At 74.8% G+C, this 18868-nt stretch carries 13 protein-coding genes; 5 read left to right on the top strand and 8 right to left on the bottom strand.

The annotated features are described in order from the left end of the window. Window positions 1-122: 122 nt before the first annotated feature. Together IE98_RS0107685 and IE98_RS0107680 are read right to left on the bottom strand one after the other, a co-directional pair. The gene (locus IE98_RS0107685) at window positions 123-1217 is read right to left on the bottom strand and encodes a sugar ABC transporter substrate-binding protein (protein WP_030266293.1); all 1095 of its coding nucleotides are present in this window, start codon (window positions 1215-1217) and stop codon (window positions 123-125) included. 254 nt (window positions 1218-1471) lie between these two features. Further along, on the bottom strand, window positions 1472-2668 hold the full coding sequence (locus IE98_RS0107680; protein WP_030266291.1) for an ROK family transcriptional regulator: 1197 nt from the start codon (window positions 2666-2668) through the stop codon (window positions 1472-1474). Window positions 2669-3004: 336 nt separating this feature from the next. Between IE98_RS0107680 and pepN the strand changes: the two genes are divergently transcribed. Then, window positions 3005-5587 (top strand): aminopeptidase N, encoded by a 2583-nt coding sequence (pepN, locus tag IE98_RS0107675; RefSeq protein WP_030266288.1) that lies wholly within the window; start codon window positions 3005-3007, stop codon window positions 5585-5587. A gap of 57 nt (window positions 5588-5644) precedes the next feature. Here pepN and IE98_RS0107670 read toward each other — a convergent pair whose 3' ends face one another. Next, entirely contained in the window at window positions 5645-7120 is a 1476-nt protein-coding gene (locus IE98_RS0107670) for a sensor histidine kinase (protein WP_030266285.1), read from the bottom strand. Between the two features lie 41 nt (window positions 7121-7161). Continuing rightward, window positions 7162-7878 (bottom strand): response regulator transcription factor, encoded by a 717-nt coding sequence (locus IE98_RS0107665; RefSeq protein ID WP_030266282.1) that lies wholly within the window; start codon window positions 7876-7878, stop codon window positions 7162-7164. A 226-nt stretch (window positions 7879-8104) separates the two neighbouring features. Between IE98_RS0107665 and IE98_RS0107660 the strand changes: the two genes are divergently transcribed. The 3 genes from IE98_RS0107660 to IE98_RS0107650 are packed head-to-tail and all read left to right on the top strand — an operon-like array spanning window position 8105 to window position 10743. Then, window positions 8105-9460, top strand: coding sequence for a ferric reductase-like transmembrane domain-containing protein (locus IE98_RS0107660; RefSeq protein ID WP_030266279.1), 1356 nt, complete (start codon window positions 8105-8107; stop codon window positions 9458-9460). Window positions 9461-9485: 25 nt separating this feature from the next. Next, window positions 9486-9956, top strand: a complete 471-nt coding sequence (locus tag IE98_RS0107655; protein ID WP_030266276.1) for an FMN-binding protein — start codon at window positions 9486-9488, stop codon at window positions 9954-9956. 31 nt (window positions 9957-9987) lie between these two features. After that, window positions 9988-10743, top strand: coding sequence for an FAD:protein FMN transferase (locus IE98_RS0107650; protein WP_052390280.1), 756 nt, complete (start codon window positions 9988-9990; stop codon window positions 10741-10743). Between the two features lie 93 nt (window positions 10744-10836). Here the strand turns inward: IE98_RS0107650 and IE98_RS0107645 are convergent, their stop codons facing one another. Beyond that, a complete protein-coding gene (locus IE98_RS0107645; protein WP_078660853.1) occupies window positions 10837-11070 on the bottom strand; it encodes a hypothetical protein in 234 nt (77 codons plus the stop codon). 20 nt (window positions 11071-11090) lie between these two features. Beyond that, window positions 11091-13223, bottom strand: coding sequence for a 4-alpha-glucanotransferase (gene malQ, locus IE98_RS0107640; RefSeq protein WP_078660839.1), 2133 nt, complete (start codon window positions 13221-13223; stop codon window positions 11091-11093). A 287-nt stretch (window positions 13224-13510) separates the two neighbouring features. Here malQ and IE98_RS0107635 point away from each other — a divergent pair, with 287 nt between their 5' ends. After that, the gene (locus IE98_RS0107635) at window positions 13511-17305 is read left to right on the top strand and encodes a beta-N-acetylglucosaminidase domain-containing protein (RefSeq protein ID WP_052390256.1); all 3795 of its coding nucleotides are present in this window, start codon (window positions 13511-13513) and stop codon (window positions 17303-17305) included. Here IE98_RS0107635 and IE98_RS44330 read toward each other — a convergent pair. After that, entirely contained in the window at window positions 17295-18005 is a 711-nt protein-coding gene (locus tag IE98_RS44330) for an HAD family hydrolase (protein ID WP_052390255.1), read from the bottom strand. The genes IE98_RS0107635 and IE98_RS44330 overlap by 11 nt on opposite strands. A 106-nt stretch (window positions 18006-18111) precedes the next feature. Continuing rightward, on the bottom strand, window positions 18112-18732 hold the full coding sequence (locus tag IE98_RS0107625) for an HNH endonuclease (protein ID WP_030266259.1): 621 nt from the start codon (window positions 18730-18732) through the stop codon (window positions 18112-18114). Between the last annotated feature and the right edge of the window lie 136 nt (window positions 18733-18868).

Genomic DNA, 18868 nt, shown 5'->3' with positions numbered 1-18868 from the left:
GAAGGTTAGTGCGAGAAAAGGGGTGGGGACCGGCCGGGGCCCGGTGGGGCCCCGCCACGGGGGCGGGGCCGGCCCCGCCGCGAGGTGGGCGCTCCCGCCGGGGAGCGCCCACCCGGGTGGACTTACTGCAGGCCCGCGGCCTTGCAGCCCTCGGCGTAGGCGCCGGTGCAGATGTCGGCGACGTTGTACAGCTTGTCGGCGATCACGGTGTCCTTGATGTTGGCCTTGGTGACGACCTTCGGGTCGAGCAGCTTGGCCGGGATGCCCTTGTCGGTGTCGCTGTCGATGCTGGCGGAGGCGACGGCCTTGACGTCCTTGCCCTGCAGCAGCGCGACGGCGAGCTCGGCGGCCGAGTCGGCCAGCGGCTTGTACGCCTTGTAGATGGTGTACGACTGCTCGCCGCTGACGAGGCGCTGGATGGCGTCGAGGCCCGCGTCCTGGCCGCCGACCGGAACGTTGATGTTCGCGGACTTCAGCTGGGTGATGATCGCGGCGGCCATGCCGTCGTTGGCCGAGTAGACGGCCTGGAAGCCGTCCTTGCCGAGCTGGGTGATCGCGGCGCCGATCTTCTGGCCGGCCACGGTGGGCTTCCACTCACCGGACTGCTCGTAGACGACCTTCTTGACCTTGCCGTCGAGGACCTTGTGCGCACCGGACTTGAACTTGCCGGCGTTCGGGTCCGCGTCGTCACCGTTGATCATGACGATGTTGGCGTCGGCGGCCTTGGCGCCGAGGGCGTCCAGCAGGGCCTGGCCCTGCAGCTCGCCGACCTTCTCGTTGTCGAAGGAGACGTAGGCCGAGACCGGGCCGGTGGCCAGGCGGTCGTACGCGATGACCTTGACGCCCTTGTCGGCCGCCTCCTTCACCCAGGACTGGGTGGAGGCCGCGTCGAACGCGTCCAGGATGATGACCTTGACGCCCTGGGCGATCAGGGTGTCGAACTGCTGCTTCTGCTTCGCGGCCGAGCCCTCGGCGTTGCTGTACTTAACGGTGCAGTCGCCGCACAGCTCCTTGACCTTGGCCTCGATGAACGGCTTGTCGAAGGACTCGTAGCGGACGGAGGAAGCGTTCTCCGGAAGCAGCAGGCCGATCGACTTGCTGTCGCCGCTCTTGGCGTCGTCCTTCTTGTCGCTGCCGGCCTTGCCACAGGCGGCCATGGAGAGGGCCATCGAGACAGCAGCGGTGCCGATGACAGCGCGACGCATCATTGCGTTCATGGTGGGGGTGCCTCCCTGACAGTGCCGCAACCTTGCGGCGAGGTTGAGTGGAGTCAACCCGGCCCGCACCTTGTCGTCAATAAGTAAAACCGCAACTGCGGTGATCCGAACCCTTTCGTTATCTTCCTGAAGGCGAAGCCGAGATCAAACGACCGCGGCCCCCGCCTGCCGGGGCAGGTCGGGGGCCGGTCTGCGCAGCTCAGAGGCGGCGCGGGGGTCGCTCGGCGGCCGTTCGGCGGGCCGCCCGCGGTGTCTCAGGCACTGGACGCGGACGCCAGCCCGGTGTGCCGGATCGCGCCCGATTCGCCCATCTCGCTCATCACCAGGGCGAGCGCGCCGAGCACCTCCGCCCGGCCGCCCAACGTGCCCGGAACGACCGAGAGCTGCCGCGCCGCACTGGGGATGGCGTACCGCGCCACCGAGTCCCGGATCGGGGAGAGCACCAGCTCACCGGCCTCCGCGAGTTCGCCGCCGAGGATCACCCGACGCGGATTCAGCAGGTTGCACAGGGTGGCGACGCCCGAGCCGATCTGCCGGCCGGCGTCCGCGATGACGCGCCGGCAGCCCAGGTCGCCCTGCTGCGCCAGCTGCACCACCTTCGTGAGCGTCAACTCGCCCGGGTGGCTCGCGTTCAAGAGGTTGAGCAGGTAGCGCGAGCCGACGAAGGTCTCCAGGCAGCCCCGGTTGCCGCAGCGGCAGACCGGGCCGGCCTCGTCCAGCGTGATGTGCCCGATCTCGCCGGCGGTGCCCCCGGGGCCGCGGTAGATCTGCCCGTTGATGACCAGTCCGGAGCCGACGCCGCTGGCCACCTTGATGTACGCGAGGTCGCTCAGGCCGCGGCCCGCGCCCCACACCAACTCGCCCAGTGCACCCAGGTTGGCGTCGTTGTCCACGTACACCTGCATGCCCAGGCGCTGGGAGAGCTCCCGCCCCGGGTTGACGCCCGTCCAGCCCGGCAGGATCGCCGTCGAGCCGAGCGCGCCGGTCTCCACGTCGATCGGGCCGGGCACGCCCAGGCCCACGCCGATCACCTTGTCCGGGCGGAACCCGGCCTGCGACAGCAGCCGCCCGACCAGCGTCTCCGCCCGGTCGAAGCCCTGCTGGGCCGACACGTCGGTGTCGATCGGTTCGCTCTCCTCGGCCAGCACCCGGTGCGCCAGGTTGCCCACCGCGACGCGCAGGTGGGTGTGGCCGAAGTCGACGCCGACCACGATCCCGGCGTCCCCGCTGAGCGAGACGCTGCGCGCCCGTCTGCCACCTGAGGAGGTGTCGGCCACCACGACGGTGCCGCTCTCCTTCAGCTCGCGGACGATGTTGGACACCGTCGCCGCCGACAGCCCTGTGGACCTGGCGATCTCGGCCTGGGTCAGCGAGCCGGCCATCCGCACGGCCCGCAGCACCCTCTCGAGGTTCGCCCGGTGCAGCGAGGACTGCGATCCCGGCGTGTCCATCGACATGATTCACCCTCCCAGGGCACGGGAACCCGACCGCTCCCGTCCCTGCCGCGCCCTTGCGGCGGAGCTCGTTGTGGCCGGCCGGGCCGTCACCCTGCGGTGTCGAATCCTCAACCGGGCGTTCATCTTCAACTTCTGAACTCTAAGCTCAGCCAAGTCCGCAATACAGAGTCAAGGGCGAATGCAGATCGTTGCGAAACCTCAGCCGCCGCCCTACGTCGAGTGTCGTAGCCGAACGCCCGAACCGCCCGACGACCCCGGAAATCGCAGGTCCGCGCGGGGGACGCTCGTGAAAGGATGCCCCCAACCAAGCCTGACGAAGGAGTCCTGCGAGTGCCTGGCACCAACTTGACCCGTGAGGAGGCCCGTACCCGGGCCGCACTCCTGCATGTGGAGTCGTACGACATCGAGCTCGACCTGGGCTCGGCCCCCGAGGGGGGCACCTTCCGGTCCACCACCGTGGTCCGCTTCTCCGCCACCACCCCGGGTGCCGCCACCTTCATCGACCTGGTCGCGCCGAGCGTCTCCGAGATCGTGCTGAACGGTGAGTCGCTGGACCTCGCCAACTTCGCCGACAGCCGGATCGCACTGCCCGCCGTCCGGGCCGAGAACGAGCTCCGGGTGGTCGCCGACTGCGCCTACACCAACACGGGCGAGGGCCTGCACCGCTTCGTCGACCCGGTCGACGGCGAGACCTACCTGTACACCCAGTTCGAGGTCCCGGACGCCCGCCGGGTCTTCGCCGCCTTCGAGCAGCCCGACCTCAAGGCGGCCTTCCGCTTCACCGTGACGGCCCCGGCGGGCTGGGTCGTGGTCTCCAACTCCCCCAGCCCCGAGCCGGCCGGCGAGGGCGCGACCCGCACCTGGGCCTTCGAGCCCACCCCGCGGATGTCCACCTACGTCACCGCGCTGGTGGCCGGCCCCTACGTGGGCGTCTTCGACGAGTATGTCAACGGCGACCAGCGGGTGCCGCTCGGCGTGTACTGCCGCCCCTCGCTGCGCGAGTTCCTGGACGCCGAGGCGATCTTCGACGTCACCAAGCAGGGCTTCGACTACTTCCAGGAGAAGTTCGACTTCGCCTACCCGTTCGCCAAGTACGACCAGCTGTTCGTTCCGGAGTTCAACGCCGGCGCGATGGAGAACGCGGGCGCCGTCACCCTGCGCGACCAGTACGTCTTCCGCTCCAAGGTCACCGACGCCTCCTACGAGATGCGCGCCGCGACGATCCTGCACGAGCTCGCCCACATGTGGTTCGGCGACCTCGTGACGATGGAGTGGTGGAACGACCTCTGGCTGAACGAGTCCTTCGCGACCTTCGCCGAGGCCGTCTGCCAGGCCGAGGCCCCCGGCTCCAAGTGGCCGCACTCCTGGACGACCTTCGCCAACCAGATGAAGACCTGGGCGTACCGGCAGGACCAGCTGCCGTCCACCCACCCGATCATGGCGGAGATCAACGACCTGGAGGACGTCCAGGTCAACTTCGACGGCATCACCTACGCCAAGGGCGCCTCGGTGCTCAAGCAGCTGGTCGCCTACGTCGGCCAGGACGCGTTCTTCCAGGGCGTGCAGGCCTACTTCAAGCGCCACGCCTGGGGCAACACCACCCTGCCCGACCTGCTCGGCGCCCTGGAGGAGGCCAGCGGCCGCGACCTGAAGACCTGGTCGAAGGCCTGGCTGGAGACCGCCGGCATCAACGTGCTCCGCCCCGAGCTGCGGATCAACACCGACGGCGAGATCGAGTCCTTCGCCGTCCTCCAGGAGGCCCCGGCGCTGCCCGCCGGAGCCCGCGGCGAGGCCGTGCTGCGCCCGCACCGGATCGCGGTCGGCCTGTACGAGCTGGTCGACGGCTCCCTGGTGCGCACCGACCGGATCGAGCTCGACGTCGACGGCCCGCGCACCGAGGTGCCCGAGCTGGTCGGCCGGCACCGCCCCGCCGTCCTGCTGCTCAACGACGACGACCTGTCCTACGCCAAGGTCCGCCTCGACGAGGACTCGATGGCCGTCGTCACCGGCCACCTCGGCGACTTCGCCGACTCGCTGCCGCGCGCCCTGTGCTGGGCCTCCGCCTGGGACATGACCCGCGACGGCGAGCTCGCCACCCGCGACTACCTCGCCCTCGCCCTCTCCGGCCTGCAGCGCGAGTCCGACATCGGCGTCGTGCAGTCCGTGCAGCGCCAGGTCAAGCTCGCCCTGGAGATGTACGCCGACCCGGCCTGGCGCGAGGAGGGCCTGCAGAGCTGGGCCGCCGCCGCCGAGGAGCAGCTGCGCGCCGCCGCCCCCGGCAGCGACCACCAGCTCGCCTGGGCCCGCACCCTGGCCGGCGCCGCCCGTACCGACGCCCAGCTCGGCCTGCTGGCCGGCCTGCTCGACGGCTCCGAGGTGATCGAGGGCCTGGCCGTCGACACCGAGCTGCGGTGGAGCCTGCTGGCCCGCCTGGTCGCCACCGGCCGCGCCGACGACAAGGCCGTCGACGAGGAGCTGGTGCGCGACAACACCTCCTCCGGCCAGGAGCACGCCGCGAGCTGCCGGGCCGCCCGCCCGACCGCCGCCGCCAAGGCCGAGGCCTGGGCCTCCGTGGTGGAGTCCGACAAGCTCACCAACTACGTCCAGGAGGCCGTCATCGGCGGCTTCCAGCAGCCCGACCAGCGCGAGCTGATCGCCGCCTACCGCGAGAAGTACTTCGCCGCGGTCAAGGGCGTCTGGGAGAGCCGCAGCCACGAGATCTCGCAGCAGATCATCGTCGGCCTGTACCCGGCCTACCAGGTCGAGCAGGCCACCCTGGACGCCACCGACGCCTGGCTGGCCTCGGTCGACCCGGCGCCGGCGCTGCGCCGCCAGGTCGTGGAGTCCCGCGCCGGCATCGAGCGCGCCCTCCGCGCGCAGGCCGCCGACCGCGCGGCCGGCGAGCGCCACTGACCGTTCCGGCGGCCGGGCGGGTGCGTCCCGCCCGGCCGCCGGCGGTCACACCGGCGGTCACACCGGCGGCACCGGCCCGGCGGCCGGCAGCCGGACGGTGAAGACGGTCCGGCCCGGCCGGCTCGCGGCGTCCACCGTGCCGCCGTGCGCCTGGACGACCGCCTGCACGATCGACAGGCCGAGCCCGGTCGAACCGGTGGCCCGCGACCGGCCCCGGTCCCCGCGCACGAACCGCTCGAAGACCCGGTCGGCCAGCTCCGGCGGGATCCCCGGTCCGGTGTCGGCGACGGACAGCCGCACCTCCGCGCCGGCCCGTTCCAGGGCGAGCTCGACCACCGTGCCGGGCGGCGTGTGGGTGCGGGCGTTGGCCAGCAGGTTGGCCGCCACCTGGGCCAGCCGGTCGGCGTCCCCGCGGACGAGCACCGGCTCCTCCGGCAGCACCAGCCGCCAGCGGTGGTCCGGTCCGGCGGCGCGGGCGTCGGCCACGCCGTCCAGCGCGATCCGGGTCAGGTCGACCTCCCGGTCGGCGAGCGGCCGGCCCGCGTCCAGCCGGGCGAGCAGCAGCAGGTCCTCGACGATGGCGCCCATCCGCCCGGCCTCGGCGCCGATCCGCTCCAGCGAGTGGACCACCGGTTCGGGCACCGCACCCGGATGGCGCAGCGCCAGCTCGGCGTGGCCGCGGACGGCGGCGACCGGGGTGCGCAGCTCGTGGCTGGCGTCGGCGGTGAACGCCCGCAGCCGTTCCTCCACCGCGTGCCGCCGGGCGAGCGCGGCACCGACGTGACCGAGCATCCGGTTGAGCGCGGCACCCACCCGGCCGACCTCGGTCGCCGGGTCGTCGTCGGGCACCCGCTCGGAGAGGTCGACGGCGCCGCTCGCGAGCGGCAGCGTGCTGACCCGCTCGGCGGTGGCGACCACCCGGTCCAGCGGCCGCAGCGACCAGCGGACCCAGAGCGCGCCGGCCACCCCCGCCGCGGAGACGGCGATCGCGAAGACGGTGAGTTCAAGCGTCGTCAGACGGTCGACGGTGTCCTCGACCTGACCCAGCGGCAGGCCGCTGACCAGCACGTCGCCGTCCCGGCCGGCGACCGCCTGCATCCGGTACGGGCCCTCCAGGGCCGGCAGCCGGACGGTGCGGGCCGGGCCGCCGACCGGCAGCGCGGTCAGGGCGCGCTGATCGGCCGCGGAGAGGGCGACCGTGTCGTCGGCGTTGGGGCGGTCGGCGTCGTCGGCGTCCCCGTCCACCACACCGGCCGCGGTGGCCCGGCCGTCGAGCAGCCGGGCGCCGAAGGTGCCGGGGGTCTGCGCCCGGGTGTCGGTGGCGCCGCCCCGGTCGGCGTGCTCCAGGCTCGCGGCGTACCGGCCGCCGGTGTCGGAGAGCTGCTGGTCCAGCCGGTCGACCAGGAAGTGCCGCAGGGCCGCGGTGGTGGCGAAGCCGACCGCGGCGCAGGTGACGACCAGCAGCACCAGAAGTCCGGCGATCAGCCGGGCCCGCAGCGTCCGCGGCACGAGCCGGCCGGCCCGCGCGCGCAGCCGGGCGGCCCCCGTCCGGACGGTCCGCTGCCGGGCGGCCGTCACGGGGACGCCTTGATCAGGTAGCCGGCGCCGCGCACGGTGTGGATCATCGGCGTCCGGCCGGCGTCGATCTTCTTGCGCAGGTAGCTGATGTACAGCTCCACGACGTGCGCCTGCCCGCCGAAGTCGTACGACCAGACGGCTTCCAGCAGCTGCGCCTTGCTGAGCACCTGCCGGGGGTGGTGCATGAGGTGGGTCAGGAGGGCGTACTCGGTGGGGCTGAGGTCGATCGGCTCGCCGCCGCGGGTGACCTCGCGGGCCTGCTCGTCGAGGACGAGGTCGCCGAGGACCAGGGCGTGCGCGGGCGGCCGCCCGGCGGGGGCGGGCGGGGCGGCGCGGCGCAGCAGTCCGCGCAGCCGGACGACCACCTCGGCCAGGCTGAACGGCTTGGTGACGTAGTCGTCGCCGCCCGCCGCGATCCCGGCGATCCGGTCCTCGACTGCGTCCCTGGCGGTGAGGAAGAGCACCCGCACCTCGGGCCGGGCGGCGTGGATGCGGCGCAGCACCTCCATGCCGTCGAGGTCGGGGAGCATCATGTCGAGCACCACGGCGTGCGGCCGCCAGGCGGCGGCGGTGCGGACGGCGGCCTCGCCGGTGGTCGCGCCGACGGCCTCCCAGCCCTCGTAGCGGAGCGCCCCGCAGACCACCTCCACCAGGTCCGGTTCGTCGTCGACGACGAGGACCCGCCAGGCCTGCCGGTCGGCGGAGTCGTCCATGGTGCTCCCTCGGTGTGCTGTCACGGGCTCTCATTCTGGCCCGCCGCGATGAGAAAGCGCTGAGATCCCCGAACGCCTCCCCTGGCCGACGCACCAGGCCTGACCTGCACGGACGTGCTCGATGAGGGCCTGTGGGAGGCTGCGCACTCAGAGGCAACTGAGAGCTTGCGGTGCCATCGTGGGCCACCTCGGCGGCACTCGCCGCCGGGTTCGAAGGAGGTTCCCGATGGCCACCGCAGCCCCACCGCGGTCCGCGGCCCGGACGCACCGGGCCGTCCCGCGCCGTCCGGTCGCCGCCGCGCCGACCGTCGTGCTCGCGCTGATCGCGGCGGGAGCGCTCGGCGTCGCCGCGCTCTGGTGGAAGGACACCGCCTCGGTCGCCGGCGCGGCCGGCTGGCTCACCAACGCGGGCCGGCTCTCCGGCCTGCTCGCGGGCTACGCGGCGCCCGTGCTGATCCTGCTGATGACCCGGCTGCCCCCGCTGGAGCGGGAGGTCGGCGCCGACCGGCTGGCCCGTTGGCACGCCTTCGGCGGCCGCTGGATGGTCGCCATGGTGACCGTCCACGTGCTGACGATCACCTGGGGGTACGCGCTCACCAATGACCGGGGGGTGGTCGCCGAGGGCGTCGACATCGTCTTCCACTACCCCGAGATGATCAAGGCGACGCTGGGCACCCTCCTGCTGCTGGGCACCGGCGCGGTCTCCGCCCGGGCCGCCCGCCGCCGGCTCTCCTACGAGACCTGGTACTACCTGCACCTGGCCACCTACGTGGCCGTCGCGCTCACCTTCGGCCACCAGCTCGCGACCGGGGCGGACTTCGGCGACCCCAAGGCCAAGGCCCTCTGGTACGGGCTGTACTTCGGCACCGCCGTCCTGGTCGGCTGGTACCGGCTGGCGCGGCCGTGGCTGCTCGACCGCCGGCACCGGCTGCAGGTCGCCGAGGTCCGGGCGGAGGCCCCCGGGGTGGTGTCGCTCTTCCTGACCGGCCACCGGCTGGACGAGCTGCGGGCCGAGCCCGGGCAGTTCTTCCGGCTGCAGTTCCAGGCACCCGGACTGCGCTGGGCCGCCAACCCGTACTCGCTCTCGGCGCCGCCGCACCCGAACTTCCTCCGGTTCACCGTCAAGGACCTCGGCGGGCACAGCGCCGCGGTGGCCGCCCTGCGACCCGGCACCCGGGTCCGCGCCGAAGGCCCGTACGGGGCGTTCACCGGCCGGCTGCAGCGGGAGCAGCGGGTGCTGCTGCTCGGCGCCGGTGTCGGCATCACCCCGCTGCGGGCGCTGTTCGAGACCCTGCCGGGCCGGGTGACCCTGGTGCAGCGGGCCAGCCGGCCCGAGGACCTGATGTTCCGGGAGGAGCTGGAGGCCCTCGCCCGGCGGCGCGGCGGCCGGGTGCACGCCCTGGTCGGGTCGCGCAGCCGGATCGGCGACCTCGGCACCGCCCTGCGCCGGCTCGTCCCCGACCTCGCCGACCACGAGGTCTACCTGTGCGGACCGGAGGGGATGGCCGAGGAGGCCGTCCGCTCGCTGCGGGCCGCCGGCGTGCGGCCGAACCGCATCCACCGCGAGTCCTTCGCCCTCTGATCCCCCCGTCCCCCAGGAGGACCCCATGCGCCGAGCCGTCGTCAGCAGCGCCGCCACCGCGGCCGGAATCGTGCTGCTGCTCTCCCTGAAACCGCACGAGGGGGCCGGGGCCGCCGCGGTGATCAGCTCGGGCGGCACGGGCGGCGCCACCGACACCTCGTCGGGCTCCTCCGGCAGCTCGTCCGGCAGCTCGTCGGGCACCTCCGGCTCGACGGGCTCGACGAGGACGGTCACCGGGGACGCCGCGAACACCCGCTACGGACCCGTCCAGGTCAAGGTCACCCTCGACGGCAGCAGGATCACCACCATCGACGTGGTCCAGTACCCCTCGAACGACCACCGCGACCAGGAGATCAACAGCTATGCGCTGCCGCTGCTGAACCAGGAGGCGATAGCCGCCCAGAGCGCACAGATCGACGTGGTCAGCGGCGCGACCTTCACCAGCGACGGCTACACCCGCTCCCTGCAGAGCGCCCTCGACAAGGCCGGGCGGTGAGGCGGACGTGCTGCGCCGTGCCGAGCCGGTGATGGGCACCGTCTTCTCCTTCGCCGTGCGCGACCCCGGCCCGGACACCGCCGGGGTGCTCGACAGGATCGCCGAACGACTGCACCGGATCGACGCGGTCTTCTCCCCGTACCGCGCCGACAGCGACATCAGCCGCCTCGACCGCGGCGAACTCGCCCTCGACGCCTGCGACCCGGAGGTGCCGGCCGTGCTCGCCGCCTGCCGGGAGGTGGCGGCGGAGACCGACGGCTGGTTCACCGAACGGCCCGGCGGGCGGCTCGACCCGAGCGGCTGGGTGAAGGGCTGGGCGGTCGAGGAGGCCGCCCTGATGCTGCGCGCCTCCGGCTCCCGGGAGCACTGCGTCAGCGGCGGCGGGGACGTGCAGACCGCGGGCGGGCCGTGGCGGATCGGGGTCGCGCACCCGCTGCGGCCGGGCCGGCTGACAGCCGTCCTGGGCGGCCGCGGCCTGGCCGTGGCCACCTCCGGCACCGCCGAACGCGGCGCGCACGTCGTCGACCCGCACACCGGCCGCCCCGCCGCCGGCCTCGCCTCGCTCACCCTGGTCGGCGACCCCGGGACCGGCATCGCCCGGACGGACGCCTGGGCGACCGCGGCCTTCGCCATGGGACCGGACCGTGCCCTCGCCTGGGCCGCCCGCCGGCCCGGCGTCGAGGCGCTCGCCGTGCTGCCCGACGGCACCAAGCGCTGGACGGACGGCCTGCGGCGCCACCTCCCGGCCACCGGCCCCGCCGACTGGCACCCGGCCGCCGCCTCCTGACCGCCCCCGCGTGTCGGCCGCAGGCCCGGAAACTCCCCCGGACATGCCGGAGCGCCGCCGGGGCGGGGCCCCGACGGCGCTCGGACGGACGTGTTACTTCTTCTTGCCCTTGTTCTTCAGCGAGGGCAGGCAGACCAGGCCGGCGATCAGCAGGAAGAGCGCGATCGGCAGCAGCACGTAGATGCCGACGACCTCGGCGGTGCTGATCCCGGAGCCCGGCTGGTCACCGTCGTCGCGGGTCAGGGCCATCGCGGGCGACGTCATCAGCATCATCAGCGTGGCCGCCGCGGTGACCGCACCGGCGCGCATAGCGTTCCTCTTGTCCACGTTGTCACCGTACCGGCCGCTCACACGGCGCCGCGCGGCGGGGTGGGCCTTCCGAGCCGGGCCGCCGGGCCGGCCACCAGGCGGGCGGTGGAGGGGGCTCCGGCGAGGGCGTCGAGGGTGACCGGGCGGCCCTCCCGGTCGGCCACCGGGAGGCGCCAGTTCGGGTACTGGTCCCAGGTGCCGGGCAGGTTCTGCGGGCGCGGGTCGTCGACCGCGTCCGGCAGCCAGACGCCGACCAGGGCGGCCGGGGTGGCCAGCAGGAAGGCGTACAGCGCCTCCGGCGTCGGCTCGGCGCCCTCGGCGAGCAGGCCGCGGGCGGTGAGTTCGGCGGCCCACTCGGCGAGTTCGGTCCGGGCCGCGTCCTGCTCCTCGCCGAGCGGGCGGGCGAGCAGGCCGAGCCGGTGGCGCAGCTCCACGTGCTCGCCGCCGATCCGGGCCGCGGTGGGCGGCAGGTCGTGGGTGGTGAGGGTGGCCAGGCAGCCGGCCCGCCAGCGCTCCGGCGGGAGGATCTCGCCCTTGGCCCGCCAGTCCCGCTCGAACCAGAGGACGGAGGTGCCGAGGACGCCCCGGGAGGCCAGCTCCTCGCGGACGCCCGGCTCCACCGTGCCGAGGTCCTCGCCGATGACGTACGCGCCGGCCCGGTGCGCCTCCAGGGCGAGCACGCCGAGCATGGCCTCGGCGTCGTAGCGGATGTAGGCGCCGCGGGTGGGCGGGTGGCCGGCCGGCACCCACCAGAGCCGGAACAGGCCCATCACGTGGTCGATCCGCAGGGCGCCCGCATGCCGGGCGGCGGCCCGCAGCAGTTCGGCGAAGGGCCCGTACCCGGTGGCGGCGAGCGCGTCGGGGCGCCAGGGCGGCAGCCCCCAGTCCTGGCCGTGCGCGTTGAAGGCGTCCGGCGGGGCGCCGACCGAGATGCCGTGGGCGAGCACGTCCTGCAGGGCCCAGGCGTCGGCGCCGTCCGGGTGCACGCCGACGGCGAGGTCGTGGATCAGACCGACCGCCATGCCGGCGTCCTCGGCGGCCTGCTGGGCCCGGCCGAGCTGCTCGTCGACCAGCCAGGCCAGCCAGCGGTGGAAGCCGATCCGGTCGGCGAGCTCGGCGCGGGCGGCGGCGAGGTGCGGGCCGTCGGGGCGGCGCAGGCCCTTCGGCCAGGCGTGCCAGTTCGGGCCGTGCTGCTCGGCGAGGGCGCACCAGGTGGCGTACCGCTCCAGCCACTCGCCCTCGCGGGCGGTGAAGGCCTCCAGTGCGGCCCGGCGGCCGACCGTCCGGGGCACCGCGTACAGCGCCTCCAGGGCCTCGCGCTTGAGCGCCCAGACGGCGTCCCGGTCGATCAGGCCGTCGTGGTCGAGCACCTCGGCGCGCAGCCGGCCGGCCCGTTCGGCGGCGTCACGGACGACGGCGTCCGCGTACGCGTACTCGGGCACCGCCTCGATCCGCAGGTGCACCGGGTCGGCGAAGCGGCGCGAGGACGGGCGGTAGGGGGAGGGGTCGGACGGGGCGCCCGGCATGCCCGCGTGCAGCGGGTTGATCTGCAGGAAGCCGGCGCCGTGCGCGTGGCCGGCCCACTGCGCGAGGTCGGCCAGGTCGCCGAGGTCGCCCATGCCCCAGGAGCGGTCGGAGAGCACCGAGTACAGCTGGGCGAGGAAGCCCCAGCTGCGGCCGGGCGGCGCGGCCAGCCGTTCGGGGGCGACGATCAGGGCGGCGGAGGCCTCGCGGGGGCCGGCCTTGGCGGTGAGGCGGTGCCGGCCGAGCGGCAGGTCGGCGGGCAGCCAGTGCGAGTGGCCCTTCGGGAGGTCCCAGTGGCCGCCGTCCTCCAGTTCGACGGCGAGCTCGGCCTCGGCGGGGACGTCCAGGGCGGTGCGGCGGCCCTGACGGACCACCACCGTCGGGGGCAGCAGCCGGGCCGCGGTCTCCACCCGGTGCCGGTGCAGTCCGGCCCGGACGGCCTCCGGCGTCGAGGCGTCCACCCCGAGCGCGGCCAGCACCGCGACCAGGGTGTCCGATCCGACCGGGACCGTCCCGCCGCCCGGGTTGTACGTGCTGTCCACCCCGTACGCGTGCGCCAGCGCCACCAGGTCCGGCGGCGGGGGCGGTGCGTCCTCGGCGGGGACCTGCTCCCCGGCTGCCTGGTCACGGTCAAGGTATGCGGCCACTCGCGGCTCCCTGGAGTCGGGACATCACCGAACGCGAACAGGCACAGTCCTACCCGCCCGCACCCCGTGCGACCCCGACCGACACGGCGCCGAGGGGGCGCGCCGACGCGGGATCGGCGGACGCGCGCCGGGCCGGGCCCGGTCACGGGCCGGCAAGTACGCAAATCGGGCATACCAGCCAACGGCGTTGACACCCGGCCGGTCACCTGGTGGGCTGAGGCGGGTACGGCGGTGACACGGGTGGCGGGCCCGGTCGCCCGGCCGTCCCGGGGCGCGGAGGAGGTCCGGTGCAGGCACGGGTGTCGGTGGCCGCCGGGCGGCGGCTGAGGCAACAGCTGGACCAGAGCGCCGCGCTGCGCGAACTCCTGAACCACCCGGCCGCGCTGACGGCGCGCCGGACGGCCGCCCGGACGGCCCGCCAGCTGGCGCCCCGCGCCGCGGACCGCTTCATCGCCGACATCAAGGGGACCGAGCCGCTGCTCGCGTCCGTCCGCGCCGAGCGGCGCTCGCCCGCCGGCCGGCGCCGCAGCGCCCTGCAGCTGGCCGCGACGCTGTCCGCGGCCGCCGTGGTCGGCGGTCTGCTGGCGGGTCCGGCGGCCCTCGCCGCACCGTCGATCGGCGACCGCCCCGTGACCAGCGCCCCGGTCACCCCGCTCGGCTCGATCACCGAACCGCAGGTGTACCCGCGCCCGCAGCAGCTGCAGGCCGCGGGCGGCGCGGTCTCGGTGCCGGACACCGTGTCCCTGGTCGCACCGCACCGCGCCGACGGACCGGCCCTGGCCGCCGTCCGGCAGGTGCTCGGCACCGCGGGCGCCACCGACATCGTCGAGGCCGACCCCGGCGCCTCCCCCGTCGCCGGCTCGCTGGTGGTGTACGTGGGCGGCCCCGGCGAGGGCGCGGGCGGCGACGCCGACCAGGTCCTGCGCCGGCTGGCCGCGGCCGCCGGACGGGCCGCCTCCGACGTGTCGGTGACCGGGCTGCCGGCCGGCGGCTACGTGCTGGCGGCCGGGCAGCTGCCCGCCGCGGGCGGCGGGACGTACGGCGCGGTGGTGCTGTCCGGCGCCGACGCGACCGGCACCTTCTACGCGGCGCAGAGCCTGCGGCAGCTGCTCGCGCCGATCCTGAACGGCCAGGGCCAGGGCCCGGCCGAGGCCGGCCGGGGCTTCCCCGGGGTCGTCCTGCGCGACTGGCCGACGGGCGCGCCCGTCCGCGGCACCGCCGAGTCCTTCTACGGCACCCCGTGGACCACCGCGGAGCGCCTGGAGCAGATCGACTTCCTCGGCCGCACCAAGCAGAACTTCTTCCTGTACGCACCCGGCGCCGACCCGTACCGGACCTCCCGCTGGCGCGAGGCCTACCCGCAGGCGCAGCAGGACGCGCTGCGCCGGCTCGCCGAGCGGGCCCGGGCCAACCACGTGGTGCTCGGCTACTCGATCGACCCCGGCCAGTCGTTCTGCTACAGCTCCGGCAAGGACGTGGACGCGCTGGTCGCCAAGCTGGACGGGCTGCGCCGGCTCGGCTTCGGCGCGTTCCAGCTGCAGTTCCTGGACGTCAGCTACGACGAGTGGCACTGCCCGGGCGACCGCCGCACGTACGGCACCGGCCCCGCCGCGGCCGCGAAGGCGCAGGCGGAGCTGGCCGCGAAGGTGCAGCAGCGGCTGATCGCCGCGCACTCCGAGCTGGCGCCGCTGTCGGTGGTGCCGACGGAGTACCAGAAGCAGGGCGCGACGCCGTACCGCAAGGCACTGGCGGCGGCGCTGCCGGCGGGCGTGCAGGTGGCGTGGAGCGGCGGCGCGGTGATCGCGCCCAAGGTGACGGGCGACCAGCTGGCCGAGACGGCGGCGCTCTTCGACCGTCCGCTGGTGACCATGGACAACTACCCGGTCAACGACTCCACGCCGGACCGGCTGTTCCTCGGCGGCTACACCAGCCGCGACCCCGCGGTGGCGACCCGGTCGGCGGTGCTGCTGACCGCGGCGATGGCGCAGCCGGTGGCCTCCCGGCTGCCGCTGGCGACCGCCGCGGACTTCGGCTGGAAGCCCGAGGGCTACCGGGCCGCGGACTCGGTGAAGCAGGCGATCCACGCCATGTCCGGCGGCGGCGCGGCCGAGGCGGCGCTCTCGGCGCTGGCCGGGAACAGCTCGTCCTCGCCGCTGGACAAGCAGGAGTCGGGCTACCTGGCGCCGCTGATGGAGCGTTTCTGGGCGGCGCTGGAGCCGTCCTCGGGCGGCACCCCGGACCGGGCGGCGCTGCAGGCGGCGGCCGCGCCGCTGCAGGCGGCCTTCGCGACGATGGCGGGCGCGCCGCAGGCCCTCGCCGGCGACGCGGTGGCGCAGGACGCGGGCCCGTGGCTCGTCCGGCTGGCCACGTACGGGCGGGCCGGGCAGGCGGCGGTCGCGATGCTGATCGCGCAGCGCGGCGGCGACGGCAGTGCGGCCTGGCAGTCCCGGGTCGACCTGCGGCAGCTGCGCGAGCAGCTGGGGCAGGGCACGGTGACGCTGGGCGCCGGAGTGCTGGACCCGTTCCTGGAGCGGGCGCTGAAGGACGCGGACACCTGGGCCGGTGTGGACGCCGGGGCGGGCACCCCGACCACCACGATCGGCACCGCCAACGACCACGGCCCGGCGCTGATGACGGACGGCGCCCCGGACACCTTCTACTGGAGCGCGTCCCCGCCGCAGGCCGGCGACGCGGTCGGCCTGGACCTCGGCAACGGCCGGCCGCTAGGCCGGGTGACCGTGCTGATGGGCTCGTGGGGCGACGGCCCGGACGCGGCGACGGCGGCCGACGACTACCTGCGCGACGGGGTGCTGGAGTACTCCACGGGCAGCGGTGGCTGGAAGCAGCTGGCGGTGGTGCACGGCCAGAAGAGCGTGTCGGTGACGGCTCCGGCCGGCACGGTGGCGAAGGCGGTGCGGCTGCGCGCGCGGACGGCGCAGAAGACCGCGGTGGCCGTCCGGGAGTTCTCGGTCGCGGCGCCCGACGACACGCCCGCGGTGGTGACCGGCCCGGCCGCCGCGCCGGGCTCCTCGCCGGACGCGGTGCTGGACGGCGACCCGGACACGGCGTTCCGCGCCGCGGAGGCGCCGACCTCGATCTCGGAGCCGCTGACGGTGGAGCTGGGCGCGGCCCGGCCGCTGGACCGGGTCACCGTGCTGACCGACCCGACGGTGCAGGCCGTCGCGACGGTGGCGGTGCGCGGCACGGACGGTCTCTGGACGGCGATCGGCACGCTGAAGCCGGGCTACAACGAGCTGCCGGCGGGCGGCCGCCCGGCCGACGCGATCCGGCTGGTGTGGGCGCCCGGCTTCCAGGCGCCGGTGGTCAACCAGATCGTGCCCTGGTACGCGGACACCCCGGCGGCGCGGCTCAGCCTGTCGGACTCCAGCCTGGACGTGGTGACCGGGCAGGCGGTGCCGCAGGTGACGAAGGCGGTGCTGGAGACCGGCCGGCCGGAGGGCACCAGCGGCGAGCTGAAGGTGGAGGTGCCGGCGGTCGCCAAGGGGCTGACCGTCACCCAGGGCAGCGCGGTGGCCGTGCCCCGCGGCGGCCGGGTCGGGGTGCCGCTGCAGGTGGTGGCGGCGGCCGGGACGCCCTCGGGCACCTACCGGCTGCCGGTGACGTTCACCGCGGGCACGCTGACCGTCCGGCAGGACCTGCTGGTGCACGTGGTGCCGCCGGCCGGCGGGCCGGACCTGGCGCGGGGCGCGACCGCCACCTCCTCCGCGGACGAGACGTCGGCCTTCCCCGCCGCCAACGTCAACGACGGCGACCCGCGGACCCGCTGGTCCTCGCCGGCGACCGACGGCGCGTGGGTGCAGCTGGAGCTGCCGCAGGCGGCCCGGCTGGGCTCGGCGGTGCTGCACTGGCAGGACGCGCACGCGGCCGCCTACAAGGTGCAGACCTCGGCGGACGGGGTGACCTGGACGACGGTGGCCACCGTGGACGACGGCGAGGGCGGCGTGGAGACGGTGCGCTTCGACGCGCCGGGCACCCGGTTCCTGCGCGTGCAGGGGGTGACCCGGGCGACGAAGTACGGATACTCGCTGTGGGGCGTCGAGCTGTACGCCGTCACCGGCTGAGCAGCTCGGCCAGTGAGGTGAGGGCACCGGGGGTGCGGCCGGTCCGGTCGATCAGCCGCGCCTGGAACCCGGCGGCGCGGGCCCCCTCGACGTCCTCGACGGGGTGGTCGCCGACGTGCAGGATGCGGGCCGGTTCGACGCCGAGCCGCTCGGCGGTGATCCGGTAGATCGCCGGGTCGGGCTTGGAGCGGCCGCAGTCGACGGCGCGGACGACCACGCGGAAGTAGGGGTCGAGGCCCGTCCAGGAGAGTTCGGCGTTGCCGTTGGTGGTCAGCGCGAGCGGCATCCGGGCGGCGAGCGCGGCGACGACCTCCGCGACCTCGGGGAAGAGCCGGGTGGAGCGGGCGCGGGCGGCCATGAAGGCCAGGAACATCCGGTCCGCGAGCTCCGGGCGGCCGGGGGAGCGGCGGCGGACGGCCTCGGCGAAGGCGGCCCGGCGCAGCTCGGGCAGGGTGGCGCCGGGCAGGTCGGCGACGACCTCCTCGCGGATCCGCTGCAGCCAGTCGACCTCCACCGGCGGCCCGCCGAGCTCCGCGCCGAGCAGCTCGGCGGCGTGGGCGATGGCCGGCGCGAACGCGGCGGCGAAGTCCCAGAGGGTGTCGTCGCCGTCGAACGAGACGGCGTCGAAGGACGGGTGCTCGAACGGGACGGGCTCGAAGGGGACGGGCTCGGTGGTACGGGGACGGCTCTCGGGCGGCACGGTGCGGGCTCCAGGGATGCAGACGGCGGGCCGCCGACGCTCCCGCTGAGGGGTGCGCCGGCGGCCCATGAGGCGTACCGAAGTGTGACGGGCAGGCCCTTGTCTGTCAGGCGGAGAGCGGTTCCGGCTCTCCGCGGCGGCGGGTCGGGTGGGTCCTCGTGGCCGGAGCCGGCAGGGCACCCGCGTGGTCGATATGGTCGTGGTGCTCGTACTCGCGGAACTGGTCGAGGCCGCCGTAGGGCTCCAGGTAGGGGCGCCAGCGGGGGTCCTTGATGCCGGTGCCGATGACGCGCCAGGCCAGGCCGCTGGGCGGCGCGGGGGCGCGCTTCATCCGCCACCCCAGTTCGGTGAGGTGGCGGTCGGCCTTGACGTGGTTGCAGCGGCGGCAGGCCGCCACCACGTTGTCCCACCGGTGCTGGCCGCCCCGGCTGCGCGGAATGACGTGGTCGACGCTGGTCGCGGCGGCCCCGCAGTACACGCAGCGCCCGTGGTCGCGGGCGAACAGTGCGCGGCGGGTGAGCGGGACGGGCCCGCGGAAGGGGACCCGCACGAAGCGGGTCAGACGGACGACGGACGGTGCCGTCACGGTGGTGGTGGCGCTGTGCAGTGTGGTTCCGGAGTCCTCCAGGCTGACCGCCTTGTGGTTGAGGACCAGGATGAGGGCGCGGCGGGTGGAGACCACTCCGAGTGGTTCGTACGACGCGTTGAGGACCAGGACATGCGGCACGGATGCCTCCTTGGGCGCCTGCGGCGCGTGGCTCGCGCCGGGACGAGCGGGTGATCGCATTGCGGCGCGATCTCCCCCAGTGTCGCCTTACGCCTTCGTACGGCGCCACCACTCCTGTGTAACGGACCGGATGTGG

This window comes from Streptomyces sp. NRRL B-24484 (assembly GCF_000717715.1).
Taxonomy (GTDB): domain Bacteria; phylum Actinomycetota; class Actinomycetes; order Streptomycetales; family Streptomycetaceae; genus Kitasatospora.
This window is presented reverse-complemented; position numbering and strand designations above follow the sequence as displayed.

Bases quoted from the DNA above. Each gene is read 5' to 3' on its own strand.
- IE98_RS0107680 (WP_030266291.1), bottom strand. From the start codon at position 2,668: ATGGACACGCCGGGATCGCAGTCCTCGCTGCACCGGGCGAACCTCGAG.
- IE98_RS0107660 (WP_030266279.1), top strand. From the start codon at position 8,105: ATGGCCACCGCAGCCCCACCGCGGTCCGCGGCCCGGACGCACCGGGCC.
- IE98_RS0107665 (WP_030266282.1), bottom strand. From the start codon at position 7,878: ATGGACGACTCCGCCGACCGGCAGGCCTGGCGGGTCCTCGTCGTCGAC.
- IE98_RS0107685 (WP_030266293.1), bottom strand. From the start codon at position 1,217: ATGAACGCAATGATGCGTCGCGCTGTCATCGGCACCGCTGCTGTCTCG.
- IE98_RS0107650 (WP_052390280.1), top strand. From the start codon at position 9,988: ATGGGCACCGTCTTCTCCTTCGCCGTGCGCGACCCCGGCCCGGACACC.
- IE98_RS0107655 (WP_030266276.1), top strand. From the start codon at position 9,486: ATGCGCCGAGCCGTCGTCAGCAGCGCCGCCACCGCGGCCGGAATCGTG.